Below are 18,734 nucleotides of genomic sequence, written 5' to 3'. Positions count from 1 at the left end.
GCGCTGAAAGAACTCGCCGGCACCGCCCCGCACCTGCTGGTCGGCCTGGTCGACGAGGAGTGGGGACGCCGCTACGGCCGTCCGGTCCGCCTGGGCAAGAACCCCGCCCGGCCCAAGACCAGGATCAACACCACCGGCAACGACGCCCACCGACTGCTGGAGCAGCTCCAACAGCACGGGGGCAGGCCGCGCGTTCGGTCCCCGGGTCCAGGCCCTGCGGCAGATCCTCGTGCAGAACTACTACCGCGACGCGGCGGGACGCCTGCGCTGGCGCACCGACGACGACGGGCTGCCGCCCTCGTCCCTGGCGATCGTCTCGCCCTACGACCCGACGGCCCGCTACGCCCGCCGTGGCCAGACCACCCGCTGGAAAGGGTTCGTGGCCCATCTCACCGAGACCTGCACGCGCGACAACGCCAACGTGATCACAGACGTCGCCACCACCCCGGCCACCACGAACGATGCCCAGGTGCTGCCCGGCATCCACACTCGCCTGGCTCGCCGCGGCCTGCTGCCCGCCGAGCACCTCGTCGACGGCGGCTACACCTCCCTGGTCCACCTGGAACAGGCCGCCCGAGAGCACCAGGTCACCGTCAGCGGGCCACTGCCGGGCAACCCCACCCGTCAGCACCGCCAGAACGCAGGTTTCGGCCGGGACGACTTCCACATCGACTTCGACCGCCGGCAGGTGACCTGTCCCAACGGCCAGGTCAGCAGCAGCTGGCACGGCCCCTACCCGACCTCCTCACCCACCGCGGCCCCGCTGATCGTGGCGAAGTTCACCAAGGCCCAGTGCCAGCCCTGCCCGGTCCGCACCCAGTGCACCAGCTCTCGACAAAGCGCCCGGAACGTGGGCTTTCCCCCACGAGAACTCCGCGACCTGCAAATCCGGGCCCGCACCGAACAGCAGACGCCCGAATGGCAGGCCCGCTACGCGGTCCGCTCCGGAGTCGAGGGCACCGTCAACGAGTTCGCCCACGGCCACGGCATGCGCCGCTGCCGCTACCGAGGACAGACGAAGGCCCACCTGCAACACATCCTGACGGCCATCGCTGTGAACATCGAGCGACTCAGCGGCCTGTCGCCGACCGACGAAGCACCCCCGCCCCGGCCGCCGACCGCCTTCCAGAACTTCTTGGACCAGCATGGGATCCCCCGGTTGAAGTCCTGGCGAGCCGCCAGCGGCTGACCTCGACCACGGCAAGATCCCCGACAGAGTCAAGCTAGATGCCTCCACGGGATATCGTCACCCGGGTATGGCCTGAAAAGTTCTGTCGTACGAAGGGTGTGTACTCTGTGGCCGCATCCGGCGGTTCCGACACATGTGCGTTAGCCTCATACGTATCTACTTGAGTATGTGTACGGACGTAACGGCGGGGCCCGGCGGGCGCACCGCTGGGAAGCGAGGTGGGCATGGACTGGGCCGACCGAGGGCTGTGCCGGACGCAGCCGGACCGGGTGTTCGTCGAGGGCACCGCCCAGAATGAGGCCAAGGCTGCGTGTCTCGACTGCCCGGTGCGGTTCGAATGCCTCGCCTAAGCGCTGGACCACCGCGAGGAGCACGGCGTGTGGGGCGCGATGACCGAGCGGGAGCGCCGTGCGCTGCTGCGCCGCCGTCCGGCGGTGAGGTCCTGGTCGGAGGTCTTCCGCGCGGCCCGGACGTGCGAGGACGCCGCACAGCGGTTCTCGGCCGTGTGGCTCGACCGCTGAGCCCGTGGCCGGTTCAGGGCCGCAGAGCCTGGAGGGTCAGTTCGCCGTACCGGCGCCACCGTGCCGGATTCCGCTCCGCGAGGTTGATCAGTTGCAGACACATGCCGCACAGCACCACGCGCAGATCGAGCGGGTTCGCGTCCGGGCGGATCCGGCCGGCGGACCTGGCCTCGTCCATCAGAGCGGCCAGGCGGTCCAGCAGGGGGCCGGTGTACGTCGTCGACCTCCCCTCGGCGAGCGCCTCCGACAGCAGACGGTCCCGGGCAAGGTTCTCGAAGAGCAGGATCACGTACGTGTCGAAGGCTCGCGCGGGCTCGGCCTCCGCCAGGGCGGGCGCGGTGATGCGGCCCAACTCCGCCAGCCGGTGCCGCACGACCGCCGTCACCAGGTCCTCCTTGGTCGGGTAGCTGCGGTACACCGTGGCCTTCCCGACAGCGGCCCGCTCAGCGACCTGAGGGACGGTGCCCTGGAGCCCGAACTCCTCGAAGACCTCCAGCGCCGCCGCGAAGACCCGCTCATGGTTGCGCCGGGCGTCGGCCCGCTTGCGGGGGGACTCCTGTCGGGTCTGCTGCGGAGTCGTCTGTGCCGGATTCACCCGCCCATTCTGCCTGCCGCCGACACGGCGGGCGGACCGTGTGAACCAGGAGGGGAGTCGCACTCGTTGCGAAGATGAGAGGTTGTCTTCTTTTGTCTCCTGGCACATCTTGGCCGGAGAACTCATACTTGAAAGTTTGATTATATGTCGAACGGGAATCGAGTGATGGAATTCCTCGAGCGGGTGGTCGCTGACAATGCGGCCGCCTTCGCGGGGGTGTCGACATCTCTGGGCATCCGCCTCGGACTGTACGAGGCGATGGCGGGGGCAGGGCCGCTCACCTCGGACGAACTGGCCCAGAAGACCGGACTCGTCGAGCGGTACGTCCGGGAGTGGCTGGCGGCGCAGGTCGCCAGTGCCCACGTACTGCACGACCCCGAGACGAACACCTACGTCCTGCCGGACGAGCACGCGGCTGTACTGGCCGATTCCTCTCTGCCGACGTACGTCGCCGGCGGCTTCACCATGCTGAAGGCCCTCTATGGCGCCGAAGAGGCGCTGACGAGCGCCTACCGGAGCGGTGGCGGCGTGAGCTGGCAGGACTACGGGCCGGAACTGGCGGAGGGCGCCGCCGCCTTCTTCAAGCCCGGATACGAGGCGGTCCTCGTTCAGGAGTGGCTGCCCGCCATGGAGGGTGTCGAGGCCAAGCTCCGGCGAGGCGCCTCGGTCGCCGATGTGGGATGCGGCTTCGGCCACTCGACCGTGCTCATGGCCAAGGTGTTTCCGCAGTCCCGCTTTCACGGCTTCGACTTCCACGAGCCCTCCGTCGAAGCGGCCCGAAAGCTGGCCGAGGAGGCGGGCGTCGGTGATCGCGTGACGTTCGAGGTCGCCGCCGCGCACGACTTCCCCGGTGGCGACTACGACCTCGTCACCTTCTTCGACTGCCTCCATGACCTCGGTGACCCCGGTGCGGCACTCCGGCGCGCCGAAGAGGCCCTCGCAGCCGACGGAAGCTGTCTTGTCGTCGAGCCGAACGTGTCGGCCGAGCCCGGGGAGAACATCCACCCGATCGGCCGGTCCTTCGCCTCCACCTCCGCTGTCCTCTGTCTGCCGGCGGCCATGGCACAGAACGGCCCGCACGCGCTCGGCAACCATCCGGGCCCGGACGCTCTCCGAGCGATTGCCGCCGAGGCGGGTCTGCACAGCTGGAGGCTCGCCGTCGAGACCCTCACCAACCGCATCTACGACATCAAGCGTTGAGGGCGGACGCAGAGCGAGTGAACGACCAGCGGGAAGAAGCTGATGCACGATGAAGGACGGCTGGCTTCGTAGGTGTTCGTTGACTCCGTTTGTAGGTGAGTTCTGACTCCACCTGGCGGCCGGAGGGTCTCGTTTGGTAGGTGAGAAGTGACTCCACTTTGGGAGGTGTCGGCCCACGGTGCCCAGGGCCGTCTGCGCGGCGTCAGTCGTGACGGGCGAGCTTGGCCGAGGAGACGAGCAGGATCAAGGCCAGCACGGGGATGAGCACCAGGTCCGAGAACACGCCGACCAGCAGCCCTGTCGGCGTACGGATTGATGCACATAGCTGCGTACGGATGGACGTGCACAGCGATGTGTACGTGCACTGCTTCGATCCGGATGAGGGGGCGCGGCTTGTTCACATGTTTTGGCCGTGGTGATCCACAAGGGCGGCGAGGAGTCGGGCCAACTGCTCGCGTTCCGACGGGGTCAGTGGCGCAAGCACCTCGTTTTCCACCCCGGCAAGCAGTTTGTCCAGCTTCAGTAGTTGCCGGTGCCCCTGCTTGGTGACGGCGATGATGTTCTGCCGGCGATCGGCAGGGTTGGGTGAGCGTTCCACCAGTCCGCGATCGGCCAGCTCGTTGATCACCGTGACCATGTCGCTGCGGTAGATCCCCGTCCGGCGACTCAGCTCCGCCTGGCTGGCGGGTCCGAACTCGTCCAGCGTGGCGAGCGCCGCGTAATGCCACTTGCGGGCGCCCGCGCGCGCCAACTCCTCGTTCACCAGGCGATCCGACTGGATCGCGGCCAGTGACAGAAGCCGGGTCCCCAGATTCCGCAGCCGCGCGGCAGTGGCCAGGCGGTCGGTCGAGCTCGCCTTGTCGGGCGTGCTGTTGCTCATGCCGCGATCGTACGTTGCGTTAGTCCCACTAACAAACTATCGTCGCCAACGAGAGGAACGTTAGCGTGACGAACGATTTGGTGCACCAAACGCTGGCCGTCCGAACGTTTGGACGCCGAAAGAAGCCCCTGGAGTTGAGACCATGATCAAGCCGTTCCACATCGACATCCCCCAGGCCGACCTCGACGACCTGACCGACCGGCTCTCCCGCACCCGCTGGCCCAACGAGGTGGCCGACGCCGGATGGGACTACGGCTTCCCGCTGGCGCGGCTCAAGGAGCTGGCCGAATACTGGCGAACCGGCTACGACTGGCGCGAGCACGAGGCCAAGCTCAACGAGCTTGCGCACTTCACCACCGAGATCGACGGCCAGAACATCCACTTCGTCCACGTCCGGTCTTCGAAACCGGACGCGCTCGCGCTGATCCTCACCCACGGCTGGCCCGGTTCGTTCCTGGAGTTCCTCGACGTGATCGAACCGCTGTCGCGCGACTTCCACCTGGTGATCCCGTCCATCCCGGGTTACGGCTTCTCTGGGCCGACCCACGAGCGCGGCTGGGATATGGTCCGGGTCGCGCGGGCCTGGGCCGAGCTCATGCGCCGTCTCGGGTACGAGCGCTATGGCGCGCAGGGCGGCGACTTCGGCTCGGGCATCTCGACGGCGCTCGGCGCGGTGGCACCCGAGCAAGTCGTCGGGGTGCACGTCAACTACCTGCCGACCCGGCCGGCCCCGGACGCCGACATCGAACTGTCCGAAACGGATGAAGCCCGGCTGGACAAGGTCAGGCAGCTGATGGCGAACCGTCCGCCGTACCAGGCTCTGCAGGCCCTCACCCCGCAGACCATCGGCTACGCGCTGACCGACTCGCCGGTCGGCCAGCTGGCCTGGATCGCCGAGCGTTTCGCACAGTGGACCGACCCTCGCTCGCCAATCAGTGACGAGCGCATGCTCACCGACATCTCGCTCTACTGGCTGACCGCCACCGCGGCTTCCTCGGCGCGGCTGCACCACGAGGTTCCGCAGCGGATCGAGCCGTGCCCGGTACCAGTTGGCGTGGCGGTGTTCGCGCACGACATCACGCAGTCGGTGCGACCGCTGGCCGAGCGACTGTACGACATCAGGCACTGGTCGGAGTTCGAGCGAGGCGGCCACTTCGCCGCCATGGAGGTGCCGGACCTGCTCGCCGAGGACGTCCGGGACTTCTTCCTCACCCACATCAAGGACGACCACCGGGTCGCCACCCGTTAGGACACACTGCTGGCCGCGAACTCCCGGGCACTCGGAGCTCGCGGCCAACAGGCCGTTCGCCTCCGATGTCTAGTAGGGCTTTGTTAGGTACCCCGATTGATCATCGTCAGGTAGATTGTGATGTTCTGTCAGGTGTGACACCTGAGGAGATGGAGACGGTCCGCCCGCGCCTGGAGGCGTTCGCGGCGGAGATGCTCGGTTCGCTGGCGCGTCGGGACCAGCGGGCCAAGGGCGAGCTGTATCTGCGCGGGCTGATGCTGGACGGCAAGCGCAAGTCCATGCAGCCGATGGCCGAGCGCCTGGGCGTGGACCACCAGCAGCTGCAGCAGTTCGTCTCATCGTCCACCTGGGACTACTCCAAGGTCCGTGAGCGGCTGGCCCGTTGGGCTGCCGCGCACATTTCTCCCGAGGCGTACGCGATCGATGATGTCGGCTTCCCCAAGGACGGCTACGACTCACCGGGGGTGGCGCGGATGTACTGCGGCGCCCTGGGTAAGCGCGGCAACTGCCAGGTCGGCGTCAGTGTGAACCTGGTCAGTGACCGTGCGTCATCGGCTGTCGACTGGCGCCTGTTCCTGCCCGAGAGCTGGGACGACACCAAGTACGGCGAGGACGCGCTGATGGCCGAGGCGATCCGGCGCCGCCGCGCCAAGGCGGGAATCCCGGACACCGAGCGGCACCGGGAGAAGTGGCGCCTGGCGCTGGACATGCTCGACGAGGTGCGCGACAACTGGGAGTTGCCCGACCTTCCGGTCGCCGCCGACGCCGGATACGGCGACGCCACCGGCTTTCGCGAGGGCCTGACCGAGCGCGGCCTGACCTACGCGGTCGCGGTCAAAGCCACCACGACCGCGCACCCCGGCAATGCCACACCCCAACGCCCGCCGTACTCCGGGCAGGGCCGCCCTCCCGTGTCCGCCTACCCCCAACCGCACACCACCCTGCGCGCCCTGGCCCTGGCCGTCGGCCGAGCGGCCACCCGCACCGTCACCTGGCGCCAGGGCAGCAAGGCCACCAGACGCAACCCGAACGCCGAGATGCGCTCGCAGTTCCTGGCCCTGCGGGTCCGACCGGCCAACCGCACCATCCGCCGCGCCGCCGACGGCTCCCTGCCCGACTGCTGGCTGCTCGTCGAGTGGCCACCCGACTCCGCCGAGCCAACCGACTACTGGCTCTCGACGCTTCCCGCCGACACCCCACTGCGCGAACTGGTACGAATCGCCAAGATCCGATGGCGAGTTGAGCACGACTACCGCGAGCTCAAGGACGGTCTGGGCCTGGACCACTTCGAGGGCCGCAACTACCTCGGCTGGCACCGCCACGTCACCCTCGCGTCCCTCGCCCAGGCCTTCTGCACCATGCTCAGGCTCGACCCAAAAGCCCCTGCGCCGGCCTGACCCTCTACGCGGTCCTCCGCGAACTCCAGGCCCTCCTGGCCACCTGGACCGGCGCCTGCTCGATATGCGGCCAACCCGCACCAGCACCCGAACCCCACCACAGGACCTAACAAAGCCCTACTAGTGTCTTGTGATTCTGTTTGTGGAACCTGAGGCCTCTGTGATCGTTGAGTCTGGTATGGATCTCTCCTCTGAACAGATTGCTGAGCTGCGGGAGTTGGCGGGTTCGCGGCATGTGCCGGCTGTCGTGGCGCTTCGCGCGCGGGTCGTGTTGTGGTCGGCCGAGGGGCGGCGCCGAAAGGACATCGCCGAGCTCGCCGGTGTGGCTCCGCTGACGGTGGATCGGTGCAAGTCCCGCTATGCCGAGCGTGGTGTTGCCGGGCTGGAGGACAAACGCCGGGGCGGGCCGCGGACTCAGGTGCCGCCTCGGACGCGGGCGCGGGTGATCGCCTTGACGAGGATGTCCCCGCCGGTGGATTCCGGGCTCTCGCACTGGTCGACGCGATCGCTGGCCGACCACTTGAAGCGGCGCGAGGGCATCTCGGTGTCCTGGCATTACGTTGCCCGGGTCTGGCGTGAGGAGAATCTGAAACCGCACCGTTCGGGCACCTTCAAGATCTCGAAGGACCCGGCGTTCGCGGAGAAGGTCGCCGATATCGTCGGCCTGTACCTGGCCCCGCCCGGTGGCGCCGTGGTGCTGTCGGTCGACGAGAAGACGCAGGTGCAGGCCCTGGACCGGACCCAGCCGGTGCTGCCGGTGGCCTTCGCGGCCACCGAGCAGCGCACCCACGACTACGTCCGGCACGGCACCACGAACCTGTTCGCCGCGCTGAACGTCACGACCGGTGAGGTGCTGGGCGAGTGCAAGCCGAGCCGGAACGGCGCGAACTTCCTGGCGTTCCTGAAAAAGGCCGTCAAGCCGCATGCGGGAAAGGAGATCCACGTCGTCCTGGACAACCTGTCCACGCACACCACCCCGGACGTGAAGGCGTGGCTGGCGAAGAACCCGCACGTCCACTTCCATTTCACCCCTGTCGGGTCCTCGTGGCTGAACCAGATCGTGCGACACGAAAGCCGCTTGAGAAGAGCGGACTCACCGAAGGAGGATCGACTGATGTCGAAGGTGTAGCTCCCGAGCCAGTGCACAGGGCTCGTTCCCGCCTCAGCGTGCGTCGTGAGTAATCGCGGGGTGCGAAGCCTGGGGAAATGCCCAAGGATCCTCGTTCCATCCGGGGGTTACAGGCTGGGAAATGCCGGACGGGTGAATGCGAATGAACCCTTGATGATGCCTCGTCATGAGCACTCTCGCCGATGGGTCGTTTCAGCGAGAGATAGGGACTGGCCGCTGGAAATCGGCAGGCGCCGACTGGGGAAATCTGGCCAGTCGGGAGTGCACCGCCGTCCCCGGGGTGCAGAGGGCCCCCTCACCGGCAGCATCTCTCTCATGCGGAACGTGACAACCCCGATGGAGTCCAGGCAATGCAATTCTGACCTGGTAAGCCAACCGCAAGGAAGGCCCAACTCTCCAGCGGGCGCAGGAAGACCCAGCAAGCGAATGCCGGTCGCCGAAAGGCAACAGGAAACCGGGAACCATGCGCTGACACCTCCGTCGGTGGTCCCCGCATAACTGGCCGGATAGGGGCCGATGTCCCGGCCTGAAAGGGCGCTGACGTGGGTCTGGTGAGCCCGTGAAGAAACGATGACCAAAGACACCTGAACCGAAGGGCAAGTTGGACGCCGTGACGACACACGTGGCTGGGGCGGCGCAAGCCGCTGCGACCGCAGCCGGCATGGCGAACGGACCGGAGGACGAGATCACCGACTGGCCGTCGATCGACTGGCGGACCGTCGAGGACGACGTACGGCGTCTGCGGCAACGCATCTTCACGGCATCGCAGGCAGGAGACCTGGCCAAGGTCAGGAATCTGCAGAAGTTGATGCTCCGCTCCCGCGCCAACACACTCGCGAGTGTGCGGCGGGTCACGGAAGTCAACGCTGGCCGCAAGACGGCGGGCATCGACGGGAAAGTCGTCCTGCTGCCCCAGGGAAAGGCCGAGTTGGCCGACTGGGTCCAGCATGGCGCGGCCCCGTGGAAGCCCAAGCCCGTCAAGCGGGTGTATATAGCCAAGGCGAATGGGAAGCAGCGCCCACTTGGAATTCCTGTGATCGCCGACAGATGCCTTCAAGCTCTGACGCTGAATGCACTGGAGCCCGAGTGGGAGGCACGGCTGGAACCGAAGGTCTACGGTTTCCGTCCAGGCCGTGGCTGTCATGACGCGATCGTTGCCATCCACACGACGGCGAGCGGCAAGAACGCCAAACGCTTGTGGGTGCTCGACGCGGACTTGAAAGCGGCATTCGACCGAATCGACCACGATCACCTGCTCGCGTCATTGGGCTCCTTTCCCGGGAGGGGAATGATCGCCGGATGGCTGAAGGCGGGTGTGGTCGAGAAAGGTTGGTTCACCCCCACGGTGGAGGGAACTCCCCAGGGCGGGGTGATCAGTCCCGCGTTGTTGAACATCGCCTTGCACGGCATGGGAAAGGCTGCTGGAGTCCGCTACCAGAATCTCGGCAGTGATGCCACGATTCTGGCGCGCGATTCTCCGGTTCTGGTCGTCTACGCCGACGACCTTCTCGCCCTGTGTCATTCTCGGGAACAGGCCGAGCAGGTCAAGGCGCGGCTGACTGTGTGGCTCGCGCCCCGGGGCCTGGCCTTCAACGAGGACAAGACGCGCATTGTCCACCTCGATGAGGGCTGCGACTTCCTGGGGTTCAACATCCGACGCTACCGCAGCAAGCTGCTGACCAAACCGAGCAACGCGGCCTTGCGGCGGATCCGGGAACGGCTTGCCGCCGAGGTGCTGGCCCTGCGAGGGGCCAACGCCGACGCGGTGATCGCCAAGCTCAACCCGATCATCAAGGGCTGGGCTGCCTACTACCGGATCGGGGTGTCCAAGCGGGCGTTCAACTCGCTGGACGCCTACGTGTGGAGACTGGTCTACAAGTGGGCCAAGTTCTCCCACCCGAACAAGCCGATGCGCTGGGTGACTGCCCGGTACTTCGCCATGTTCAACCCGTTCAGGCAGGACACATGGGTATTCGGGGACCGCACCAGCGGTTTCTACCTCTACAAGTTCGCCTGGACGCCGATCGTCCGGCACCGGATGGTGCCAGGGAGGGCGTCAACCGACGATCCCGCCCTGGCCGACTTCTGGGCCAAGCGGTGCCGCCGCGGCAAACTCCCGCTGGGCAAGGGCACCTTGCATCTGTTGCAGATGCAAGACGGCCGATGTCCGCTCTGCGGAGGGCTGCTGCTGCACGCCGACCACGAGCCGCAAACTCCCGACCAGTGGGAGCAGTGGCTCAAGGTCACCCGCATCGCGATCCGCAAACACGCGGTCACCGCCGAAGCGGGCAACGGCAAGCCGGACAAACCCGCCGCCTCACGCCTGATACACACCCACTGCCGGCGTCGGCTGGCCACTGGCCCCGGCCGGTGACCAGCACTTCTGTTCGCCCGCGAGCCCAAGGGGCTTGCTTGAGCCGGTTGCCTGGAAAGCGGGCACGGCCGGTTCTGAGGGGGGACCGCTGCAGCAATGCAGCGGTCCTACCCGACGAGATCTGGTTCGGGATCATCACCCGGCAGTCCATCCGCCGTGGCACGTTCTCCAGCGTCAACGTCCTGGTCAAACAGATCCGCGACTACATCAACTCCTGGAACGAAAACGCGAAGCCCTTCACCTGGACCGCCACCGCCGACGAGATCCTCGCCAAGGTCCGACTCGTCCAGACCAGCGTGAAGAAACTCGTCAATAACAACTCGAAGTAACACAATCAGGATCACGAGACACTAGCCCGCCGCGCTCGGCGAGCAGGCATCCCAACTCGCCGTCGCCCGGTGCTGGAACAGCACGCTCGCTACCGCTGGACGGGGAGCCGGCCGAGGTCGCCGAATGGATCGAGCACTACGGCAAGTGGCTGGCGGGCAGCGGTGAGGTCCCCAAGCTGCTCCTCACCTTCGACTCCTCGCCGTTCCTTGCCGATCGGCAAGGAAATGGCCGTTTGGTGCGCGGCGAACATCACCGCGCTGCAAACCCGACACGGCGGCCCGGCTGGTCACCACGCACCCGAGGACCAACCCCAGGCCATCGCCGACACGATCGGCGCATGGGGCGGCAGGCTCTGACCAGCGACCGGCAACACTGATCACCTTCGTCACCGAACACCTGCCCCCAACACGCCACGTCCCTGTGCACGTTCACCCGTACGCGCCTGTGCACGCGAGTCCACACGCCGACAGCAGACGTTGGTCTGTGGTCGGGAGTCAGCCGGCAGCCTGCTGTGCTGCGGCCTGTTGTTCGGCGCGGGCGCGGGTGGCCGCCAGCCGGTAGGAGTCGGTGCCGGTCTCGATGATGTTCCCGCCGAACGTCAACCGGTCCACTATGGCCGCGCAGAGCCTTGGATCCGTAAAGGTTTTGGTCCACCCTCCAAAGGATTCGTTGGAGGCGATCGCCACAGAATTCTTTTCCTCACGCTCCGTCAAAACCTGGAACAGCAGCTCCGCCCCGCGACGGTCAAGCTCCATATAGCCGAGTTCATCAATGCACAAAAGGTCGACGCGGCCGTAGCGGGCGATGGTCTTGGCCAGCAGCTTCTCGTCGGCGGCCTCCACGAGCTCGTTGACGAGCTTGGTGGCCAGTACGTACTTCACCCGGTACTCGTGCATCGCCGCCTCGGTGCCCAGCGCGATCAGCAGATGGGACTTGCCGGTTCCGCTGTCGCCGATCAAGCACAGCGGCAGGCCCTTCTTGACCCAGTCGCACTTGGCGAGGGTGTGGATGGCGGCCGCGTCGATGACGGGGTTGGCGTCGAAGTCGAACTGCCGGATCGACTTCTCGCGCGGAAAGCCAGCCGCTTTGATGGGTCTTCGAAGTTGAGCGGTGCGCTGGTTCGGTTTGCTGACACGGCGTCACGCTCCGTGTTGGGTCGGGCTGCTTGGCCCTGGACGCAAGGTGCCCGTGGCCTGCGTGATCATTTCTGTTCTCTACGCAGAACGATCATGCAGGAGCCACGGGCTTGCTCAACGATACGACGTTGCTGCTCGACCTTGACGGGGTGTCCGTCGTCCGGGTCGAGCGGCTGGCGGACGGGACACGCCGGGTCCACCTGGCCACGGCCGATGACAGGGCCCGGGCGTGCCCGGCCTGCGGGGTGTTCGCCACCAGGGTGAAGGGCTCGGCGGTGACGCGGCCCCGCGATCTGCCGTACGGCGAGAGCGGACTGGAGTTCCGCTGGCACAAGCGCCGCTGGTGGTGCCGGGAGGCCGGCTGCCCGCGCCGGTCCTTCACCGAGCAGATCCCGCAGCTACCGGCCGGCGCACGGATCACCATGCGACTGCGCGGTGCCGCCGGGCGGCGAATACGCGACGCCGCCTCCACCGTCATCCAGGCCGCCCGGGATCTGCGTCTGTCCTGGCCGACCGTGATGGACGCCTTCCGCGCCGTCGCACGCGAGGTCACCGAGGCCCCGCTGCCCGAGGTGAAGGTGCTGGGCATCGACGAGACCCGGCGCGGACGGCCGCGCTGGGAACAGGACCCCGCCACGGGCAAGTGGATGCTGACACGCGATCGGTGGCACACGGGGTTCACCGACGCGCTCGGCACCGGCGGCCTGCTCGGCCAGGTCGAGGGCCGCACCGTCGCCGATGTGCTCGCCTGGCTCGCCGCCACCCCGCTGACCTGGAGAAAGAGCATCGAGTACGTGACCATCGACATGTCGGCCACCTACCGCGCCGCCGTCCGCACCGGTCTCCCGCAGGCCACCGTCGTGGTCGACCACTTCCACGTCGTCCAGCTCGCCAACAAGATGCTGTCCATGGTCCGGCGCCGCACCACCGCCGAGATGCGCGGCCGACGCGGACGCGCCAGTGACCCGGAATGGAAAGCCAGGCGGCGCCTGCTGCGCAACCGCGAGGACCTCACCGACGAGCAGTTCGCCACGATGTGGAACACGCTGCTGGGCGAGGGGACGATCGGCCAGACCCTGTTGACGGCATGGATCGCCAAGGAGAACCTGCGCAACCTCCTCGCCTTGGCGAGAACCGGCGCCGACCGCCACCAAGTCGGCCACGCCCGCTGGAAATTCCTCACGTGGTGCGCGGACTCCGACATCCCCGAGGTGCGGCAGCTCGCCGTCACCGTCGACCGCTGGTGGGCCGAGATCGCCGCATTCATCGACACCGGACACAGCAACGCCAAGAGCGAGGGCATCAACCGCGTGATCAAGCTCGTCGCCCGCAACGCGTTCGGCCTTCGCAATGCCGACAACCAACGGCTACGGACCCGCTGCGTCACCACCCGCCGGGCCCGCGGACACCTCCGCACCGCTCAACTTTGAAGACCCGGTTTGCGGACCAGGGCCTCCAGGTAGTGGTCCAGCACCAGCCGGGAGCCGCCCTTGGCGATCAGCCGCTCGTGGCGGGCGACTTCCTTGTGCGCGTCGTAGACCACCAGCTCGGAGGCGTGCAGCACGACCCGAACCATCCGGCCGATCAGCCGCACCGGCACCGAGTAGTGGTTGGTGCGCACGCTGACCTGGCTGTAGCGGTTCACCCGCAGCGAGGACACCAGCCCGGTCTCGAAGTCCTCCTCGGGCAGCGGGACCAGCAGCGGGCGCTCGACGGCGAACATCTCACCGATGGTCAGCGCCCGCTGCATGATCCGGCGGGCGTCGTCCTCCTCGTCCCAGCGCTCCACCATCGCGTTCAGCTCGGCCAGCGAGGTGACTGTCGGGACGGGGACCAGGTGGTTTCTGCGGAACCAGCCGATCTGCCCCTCGACGCCGCCTTTCTCATGGGCGCCGTCGATGCCGGGATTGCAGTAGAAGCTGTTGATCGAGAAGTGCGAGCGGAACGCCGTCCAGCGGTCGCTTTCCACCCGGCCCCGGGTGCGGCCCAAGACCTGGCTGACCGCAGCGCGCAGATTGTCGTAGCGGACCTTGCCGCGTGGCACGCCGCCCAGCACCTCCAGTGCATGGACGTGGCCTTCCAGGAATGCTTCCTGCCCGCACGAAGCGAAGATCTTGTGCACGGCCTTCCCGCTGAACGAAAGGCGCAGCGAGAACAGGAACACCTTGGTCGAAACGCCGTTCAGGTGGATCCAGACGTCCCCGAAATCGACCTCCGCCTCATCGCCGGGGCGGTGGGTCTGCGGCACGAACGCCTGCGGCGGGCCCCGGCCCTCCTCGACGCGGATCTCCGGGCGCCGATGGAAGATGTAGGCGCGGACCATCGAGTAGGTCACGCCCTGCGCGTCGTGCTCGTCGATCAGCCGGTCGAAGACCCGTTTGACGGTGTGCCGCTGCTTGTGCGCGGCGCGTCCAGGTCATCCCGCAGGATCTGGTCGATCGTCGCCTTGAACGCATCCAGGCGCGAGACCCGGGCGGGGAGCTGCTTGCGCGGTGCTGGCCACACCGACTCCAGCGCCATCGCGACCGTCCGGCGGCCCACCCCGTACTTGGCCGACAAAGCCCTGCTGGACAGCCCTTCGACCCGAGCGTCATGGCGTATCGCCGCGTACAACTCGACCTTCGAAACGGGCACTTGAGCCACTCAGCGCTAGCCGATGCACCCCGATACTCCCACCACAAGGCCCCCAGTGGAGTCAAAACTCACCGACATCAACTCTCTGCCGACGGCACTGGAGTCAGAACCCACCAACACCTGGCCTCAACTCTCACCTACAAAGCCAGACGGCACGTCCGTCTGGCTCCCCTATCACCGAAACCAGATCCCCGGCCTGCCTGACGGGTTCTCCTACTCCTACTGGGACGGAACGGCCCCACTGCCCGGCGACCCCGCCGACGTCCGTTTCCTCGTCGGCATACCGGCGCCCGGCGCCGAACGCGTCCTGGGCCCCGTACTGCCGCGAATGCACAACCTCGAGGTGCTCCAGCTGCTCAGCTCCGGTTACGACCACATGCTGCCGCTGCTGGGCACCATGCCCCCGGCACTCGGCTGACCACCGGGCGCGGAGTGCACCGCGAGGCCACCGCCGAGCTGGCGGTCACGCTGCTGCTGGCCCTGTGCCGGGGGCTCGACCAGTTCGCGGCCCACCAGGCCCGGAGGAAGTGGAAGGCCGAGTTCCGGCCCACGCTGGCCGGCAAACGTGTCCTGGTCATCGGGTACGGCGCGGTCGGTGCCGCCGTCGCCGCCCGGCTCGGTGCCTTCCGGGGCGAGGCGGTCCTCGTGGCCGGGACGGCGCGCACCACACCGGCCGGGCGGGTGCACGGGGCGGCGGAGCTGCCCGCGCTGCTGCCCACGGTGGACGCGGTGGTGCTGTGCGCGCCGCTGACCGACCGGACACGTGGCATGTTCGACGCGGACGCGCTGGCGCTGCTGAAGGACGGGGCCCTGCTGGTGAACGTCGCCCGCGGCGAGCTCGTGGACACCCGCGCGGTGGTCCGTGAGGTGCGGGCGGGACGGCTCCGGGTCGCGCTCGACGTCACCGATCCGGAACCGCTGCCGTCCGGGCATCCGCTGTGGAACCTGCCCGGCGCTCTGATCACCCCTCACGTGGCGGCGTTCACCGACGCGTTCGCCCCGATGACCGCGGACTTCCTGCGGCGGCAGCTGGACTGTTACCAGCGGGGCGAGGAACTGCACAACGCCGTTCTCACGACGACCGGCGCCGAAGCAGGTGAGCAGGCTGCCTAGGCCCATGCGGACATCCACGTACGGCGACCGCCCGAAGCTGCTCGGACCCGACACCGGTCTCGCGCGGGTGTTCGCGTTCTTCGAGGCGGAGGGGCACTCCGACCCGGCCGGGGCCTGGCAGGCCCTGACCGGCACCTGGAACTGGGCCGCGCCGCTCCCGACTGCCGTTCCCCGCACAGACGTTCCGGGGCCGGTGGCACGGCCGGCCCCCGGCGGCTGCGCGCTGTCCGGGCAGTGGCGCCTTCCGCCGTACGACCCGTGCGACGGAACCGGACCGTGGCTGGCCTTGCCGCTTTCCTCCGTGAGAGACGGCGGTCCCGACCTCTTCGTGGTGGCCTCCAAGGTGCTTTCGGGCGATGCCGGCGCCGGCTCCGCGTTCCGCCTGGAAGACGTGTACGTGCCAGCCGGCTTCGTCACGCACTCGGCGGGCGAGCCGCTGCGCTGCGGCGACGCGCCCTTCTTCTGGACGGCGGTCACCGCCCTGGCACTGGGCGCGGCCCGCCGCATGACCGACGCACTGGCTGTCCCGTCCACCGCCGCCGCGGCAGCCGAACTGGCCGCCGTACTGCACGACGAACGGCTGAGCCTGGCCGCGGCCCTGCACGGTGCGCCCTCCGCCCGGCAGGGCCTGCCCGCGCCCGTCGAGGAGCGGCTCGCCGCGCACGTCGGACAGGCCGGGAACGCCGTCCACCATGTGGTCGCCGCGGCGTACGAACTCGCGTTGGCGTCAGACTGGAGCGGCGGCCGGCACCCCCTGGTGAGCCTGATCGAAGCCGGTTCACCGATGCTTCAGCAGGTGCGCTACGCGACGGAGCTTCTGCTGCCCCACGACAGGACCTCCCTCAGGAAGGCTGAACACGGTGACGATCGCCGCATATCAGGGTGAACCCGGATCCAACTCGACGACCGCCGCGCGCGCCCTCTACCCCGACGGCGGCGAGCTGCCCTGCACGAGCTTCGAGCAGGCCCTGGACGCCGTGACGCTCGGCGCCGCCGACGTCGCCGTGATCCCGGTCGACAACTCCGCGGCCGGACGCGTCGCCGACGTGCACCATCTGCTGCCGGAGTCGGGGCTGTTCATCGTCGCCGAGTACTTCCTCGCCATCCGCTTCGACCTGATGGGGGTGCCCGGCGCGACGCTGGACCAGGTGGAGTGCGTACGCAGTCACGTGCACGCACTGGGACAGTGCCGCAAGGTGCTGCGGGAAGGCGGCTGGCGCACCCTCGTCAGCGACGATACGGCCGGAGCGGCGCGCGAGGTGGCCGAACTGGGCGACCCGCGGCACGCGGCGCTCGCCCCGCCCGCCGCGGCCGAGCTGTACGGCCTCGAGGTGCTGCGTGCCGAGGTCGAGGACGACCCGGACAACACCACACGGTTCGTCGTTCTCTCCCGGGACGCCACCCTGGCCCCGCACACCGGGGAGCCGACGATGACGAGCCTGTTCTTCAGCGTCCGCAACATCCCCAGCGCGCTGTACAAGGCGCTCGGCGGGTTCGCCAGCAGCGGCGTGAACCTCACCAAGATCGAGAGCTACCAGATGGGCGCCGGGCTCAACGCCAGCCGCTTCTACGTGGAGATCGAGGGACACCCCGACGACGAGCGCGTCGCCCTCGCCCTGCACGAGCTGCGCTTCTTCTCCACCGAGGTGCGCATCCTCGGGGTGTACCCCGCGCATCCGCACCGGCTGAAGAACTGAGCGCACACCCGTACAGCAGACGGTGTGCGGCCCCGCGCCGACGTGTCACGTCCGACCCGTCGTGCGGGGCCGCTTTCGCTCCGGCTCATGAGACAAGGAAGGCGTCCGGAGCGGTCCGGAAGGTTCCCCGCCGCCGTCGCCGGGGCAGCGGAGAACCCGTCACTGGGACAACGTAGGCACCCGCCCCGGGGGTTCACACGCGAGAGCCGTCCGCATCGACCACCGCCGTGGGTGACCATCGGCACATGTGCCTGGCCAGCGAGAAACATGTCTAAGGTGTGGGTGTGACCCAGCAGCGTAAGGGCCTCGTCCTCGACTTCGGTGGTGTGCTGACGACCCCTCTGCTGCCCGCCGCGCTCGCCTTCGAACGCCTCGAGGGACTGCCCGAGGGGACCCTGCTCACCGGCCTCTACCTCGACCCCGAGGGCATCCGGCTCACCGAGGAACTGGAGCGCGGCGCGCTCACCCAGACCCAGTGGAACGAAGCGGCCGCCCGGCTTCTCGGCATCCCGCCGGACAACCTGATGGGCCGCATCTTCGCCGACCTGCGCCCCGAGCCCTCGGTGATCGACGCGGCCGCCACCGCCCGCCGGGCGGGCATCAAGGTCGGCATCCTCTCGAACTCCGTCGGCCCGACCCCCTGGAACCTGTACGACGGCTACGAGGTGGAGCAGCGCTACGACGCCCTGGTGCTGTCGGAGGTCCACAGGACGCGCAAGCCCGAACCGGAGATCTTCCGGCTCGTGTTGGACGAACTCGGCCTGACCGCCGAGGAGTGCGTGTTCGTGGACGACACCGAGCGGTACCTGCCGCCCGCGGCGGAGCTGGGATTCGCCACCGTCCACGCCGTGGAGCCCACCCGGACGGTCACCGCGCTGGAAACCCTGCTCGGCATCCCGCTGACGGACGACGACCCGGACCGGGTCATCCCCTGAGGCGACACCTGTGCGACTGGGCCTGGCCCTGCCCACCTTCGGTTCCGCCGCCCGGCCGGAAGGCATCCTGCGCGTCTGCCGTACCGCGGAGGACATGGGATACGACTCCCTGTGGACCGGCGACCGCGTCCTCGCCCCGCCTGTGCCGGGCGCCCCCTACCCGAGCGGCGACGGCGAGATGCCGCGCGCCTACGAGAACCACATGGACCCCCTGGTCGCCCTGACGTTCGCCGCGTCCCACCCCACACGGGCCCAGCTGGGCACGAGCACCCTGAACGGCCTGTGGCTGCCGCCGATCATGCTGGCCCGGGCGCTGACCACCTCGACCTCCTCAGTCGGGGACGTCTGATCGTGG

Annotated in this window: 17 protein-coding genes and 3 pseudogenes; 15 read left to right on the top strand and 5 right to left on the bottom strand. The window is 68.2% G+C overall.

All coding sequences use genetic code 11. The features are described 5' to 3' along the window. Nucleotides 1-229: 229 nt before the first annotated feature. Together ACKTSN_RS04855 and ACKTSN_RS04850 are read left to right on the top strand one after the other, a co-directional pair. The gene (locus tag ACKTSN_RS04855) at nt 230-1,189 is read left to right on the top strand and encodes a transposase (protein WP_409467926.1); all 960 of its coding nucleotides are present in this window, start codon (nt 230-232) and stop codon (nt 1,187-1,189) included. Between the two features lie 224 nt (nt 1,190-1,413). Beyond that, nucleotides 1,414-1,710: pseudogene (locus ACKTSN_RS04850) on the top strand (WhiB family transcriptional regulator). A gap of 13 nt (nt 1,711-1,723) precedes the next feature. On the opposite strand, the gene ACKTSN_RS04845 reads toward ACKTSN_RS04850, so the two are convergent. Then, nucleotides 1,724-2,305 carry a TetR/AcrR family transcriptional regulator gene (locus ACKTSN_RS04845; RefSeq protein ID WP_409467925.1) on the bottom strand — a complete coding sequence of 194 codons (582 nt, stop codon included), beginning with the start codon at nt 2,303-2,305 and terminating at the stop codon, nt 1,724-1,726. A gap of 165 nt (nt 2,306-2,470) precedes the next feature. On the opposite strand from ACKTSN_RS04845, the gene ACKTSN_RS04840 reads away from it, so the two are divergent. Then, nucleotides 2,471-3,505: a class I SAM-dependent methyltransferase gene (locus ACKTSN_RS04840; RefSeq protein ID WP_409467924.1), complete on the top strand. Its 1,035-nt coding sequence runs from the start codon at nt 2,471-2,473 to the stop codon at nt 3,503-3,505. A 397-nt stretch (nt 3,506-3,902) separates the two neighbouring features. Here ACKTSN_RS04840 and ACKTSN_RS04835 read toward each other — a convergent pair whose 3' ends face one another. Next, nucleotides 3,903-4,385 carry a MarR family winged helix-turn-helix transcriptional regulator gene (locus ACKTSN_RS04835; RefSeq protein ID WP_409467923.1) on the bottom strand — a complete coding sequence of 161 codons (483 nt, stop codon included), beginning with the start codon at nt 4,383-4,385 and terminating at the stop codon, nt 3,903-3,905. A gap of 142 nt (nt 4,386-4,527) precedes the next feature. Here ACKTSN_RS04835 and ACKTSN_RS04830 point away from each other — a divergent pair, with 142 nt between their 5' ends. The 6 genes from ACKTSN_RS04830 (at nt 4,528) to ACKTSN_RS04805 (ending at nt 11,220) form a co-directional block, all read left to right on the top strand. Beyond that, nucleotides 4,528-5,634, top strand: coding sequence for an epoxide hydrolase family protein (locus tag ACKTSN_RS04830; protein ID WP_409467922.1), 1,107 nt, complete (start codon nt 4,528-4,530; stop codon nt 5,632-5,634). Nucleotides 5,635-5,768: 134 nt separating this feature from the next. Continuing rightward, nucleotides 5,769-7,031, top strand: coding sequence for an IS701 family transposase (locus tag ACKTSN_RS04825; protein ID WP_409467247.1), 1,263 nt, complete (start codon nt 5,769-5,771; stop codon nt 7,029-7,031). Between the two features lie 178 nt (nt 7,032-7,209). Beyond that, complete coding sequence (locus ACKTSN_RS04820; RefSeq protein ID WP_409467921.1) at nt 7,210-8,160, top strand: IS630 family transposase; 951 nt, start codon at nt 7,210-7,212, stop codon at nt 8,158-8,160. 661 nt (nt 8,161-8,821) lie between these two features. After that, complete coding sequence (ltrA, locus tag ACKTSN_RS04815; protein ID WP_409467920.1) at nt 8,822-10,534, top strand: group II intron reverse transcriptase/maturase; 1,713 nt, start codon at nt 8,822-8,824, stop codon at nt 10,532-10,534. 38 nt (nt 10,535-10,572) lie between these two features. Beyond that, nucleotides 10,573-10,863, top strand: coding sequence for a hypothetical protein (locus ACKTSN_RS04810; protein ID WP_409467919.1), 291 nt, complete (start codon nt 10,573-10,575; stop codon nt 10,861-10,863). 225 nt (nt 10,864-11,088) lie between these two features. Then, nucleotides 11,089-11,220, top strand: a complete 132-nt coding sequence (locus tag ACKTSN_RS04805) for a hypothetical protein (RefSeq protein WP_409467918.1) — start codon at nt 11,089-11,091, stop codon at nt 11,218-11,220. 138 nt (nt 11,221-11,358) lie between these two features. On the opposite strand, the pseudogene istB reads toward ACKTSN_RS04805, so the two are convergent. Continuing rightward, nucleotides 11,359-11,961: pseudogene (gene istB, locus ACKTSN_RS04800) on the bottom strand (IS21-like element helper ATPase IstB); the annotation flags it as partial. Nucleotides 11,962-12,110: 149 nt separating this feature from the next. Between istB and ACKTSN_RS04795 the strand changes: the two are divergent. Continuing rightward, nucleotides 12,111-13,430 carry an ISL3 family transposase gene (locus tag ACKTSN_RS04795; protein ID WP_409467917.1) on the top strand — a complete coding sequence of 440 codons (1,320 nt, stop codon included), beginning with the start codon at nt 12,111-12,113 and terminating at the stop codon, nt 13,428-13,430. Here the strand turns inward: ACKTSN_RS04795 and ACKTSN_RS04790 are convergent. Both ACKTSN_RS04790 and ACKTSN_RS04785 read right to left on the bottom strand, forming a co-directional pair. Then, on the bottom strand, nt 13,421-14,359 hold the full coding sequence (locus ACKTSN_RS04790; protein WP_409474743.1) for an IS21/IS408/IS1162 family transposase: 939 nt from the start codon (nt 14,357-14,359) through the stop codon (nt 13,421-13,423). The genes ACKTSN_RS04795 and ACKTSN_RS04790 overlap by 10 nt on opposite strands. Beyond that, nucleotides 14,359-14,634 carry a hypothetical protein gene (locus tag ACKTSN_RS04785; RefSeq protein ID WP_409467916.1) on the bottom strand — a complete coding sequence of 92 codons (276 nt, stop codon included), beginning with the start codon at nt 14,632-14,634 and terminating at the stop codon, nt 14,359-14,361. Before ACKTSN_RS04785 ends, ACKTSN_RS04790 begins: the two co-directional genes overlap by 1 nt. Before the next feature lie 328 nt (nt 14,635-14,962). On the opposite strand from ACKTSN_RS04785, the pseudogene ACKTSN_RS04780 reads away from it, so the two are divergent. The 5 genes and pseudogenes from ACKTSN_RS04780 to ACKTSN_RS04760 all read left to right on the top strand — a co-directional run bounded on the left by ACKTSN_RS04780 (nt 14,963) and on the right by ACKTSN_RS04760 (nt 18,728). After that, nucleotides 14,963-15,747 (top strand): annotated as a pseudogene (locus ACKTSN_RS04780) (NAD(P)-dependent oxidoreductase). A gap of 4 nt (nt 15,748-15,751) precedes the next feature. Then, a complete protein-coding gene (locus ACKTSN_RS04775) occupies nt 15,752-16,633 on the top strand; it encodes a hypothetical protein (RefSeq protein WP_409467915.1) in 882 nt (293 codons plus the stop codon). Next, on the top strand, nt 16,608-17,444 hold the full coding sequence (locus tag ACKTSN_RS04770) for a prephenate dehydratase (protein ID WP_409467914.1): 837 nt from the start codon (nt 16,608-16,610) through the stop codon (nt 17,442-17,444). The genes ACKTSN_RS04775 and ACKTSN_RS04770 overlap by 26 nt, the downstream gene beginning before the upstream one ends. Before the next feature lie 284 nt (nt 17,445-17,728). Then, nucleotides 17,729-18,379: an HAD family hydrolase gene (locus ACKTSN_RS04765; RefSeq protein ID WP_409467913.1), complete on the top strand. Its 651-nt coding sequence runs from the start codon at nt 17,729-17,731 to the stop codon at nt 18,377-18,379. Nucleotides 18,380-18,389: 10 nt separating this feature from the next. Further along, nucleotides 18,390-18,728, top strand: a complete 339-nt coding sequence (locus ACKTSN_RS04760; protein WP_409467912.1) for an LLM class flavin-dependent oxidoreductase — start codon at nt 18,390-18,392, stop codon at nt 18,726-18,728. The last annotated feature ends 6 nt before the right edge of the window (nt 18,729-18,734 follow it).

The sequence above is a fragment of the Streptomyces flavusporus genome (assembly GCF_046267975.1).
Lineage (GTDB): Bacteria > Actinomycetota > Actinomycetes > Streptomycetales > Streptomycetaceae > Streptomyces > Streptomyces flavusporus.
This window is presented reverse-complemented; position numbering and strand designations above follow the sequence as displayed.

Excerpts from the sequence above, each read along its gene's own strand:
- ACKTSN_RS04820 (WP_409467921.1), top strand. The coding sequence starts at position 7,210 with ATGGATCTCTCCTCTGAACAGATTGCTGAGCTGCGGGAGTTGGCGGGT.
- ACKTSN_RS04805 (WP_409467918.1), top strand. The coding sequence starts at position 11,089 with ATGGCCGTTTGGTGCGCGGCGAACATCACCGCGCTGCAAACCCGACAC.
- ACKTSN_RS04830 (WP_409467922.1), top strand. The coding sequence starts at position 4,528 with ATGATCAAGCCGTTCCACATCGACATCCCCCAGGCCGACCTCGACGAC.
- ACKTSN_RS04835 (WP_409467923.1), bottom strand. The coding sequence starts at position 4,385 with ATGAGCAACAGCACGCCCGACAAGGCGAGCTCGACCGACCGCCTGGCC.
- ltrA (WP_409467920.1), top strand. The coding sequence starts at position 8,822 with ATGGCGAACGGACCGGAGGACGAGATCACCGACTGGCCGTCGATCGAC.
- ACKTSN_RS04775 (WP_409467915.1), top strand. The coding sequence starts at position 15,752 with ATGCGGACATCCACGTACGGCGACCGCCCGAAGCTGCTCGGACCCGAC.
- ACKTSN_RS04840 (WP_409467924.1), top strand. The coding sequence starts at position 2,471 with ATGGAATTCCTCGAGCGGGTGGTCGCTGACAATGCGGCCGCCTTCGCG.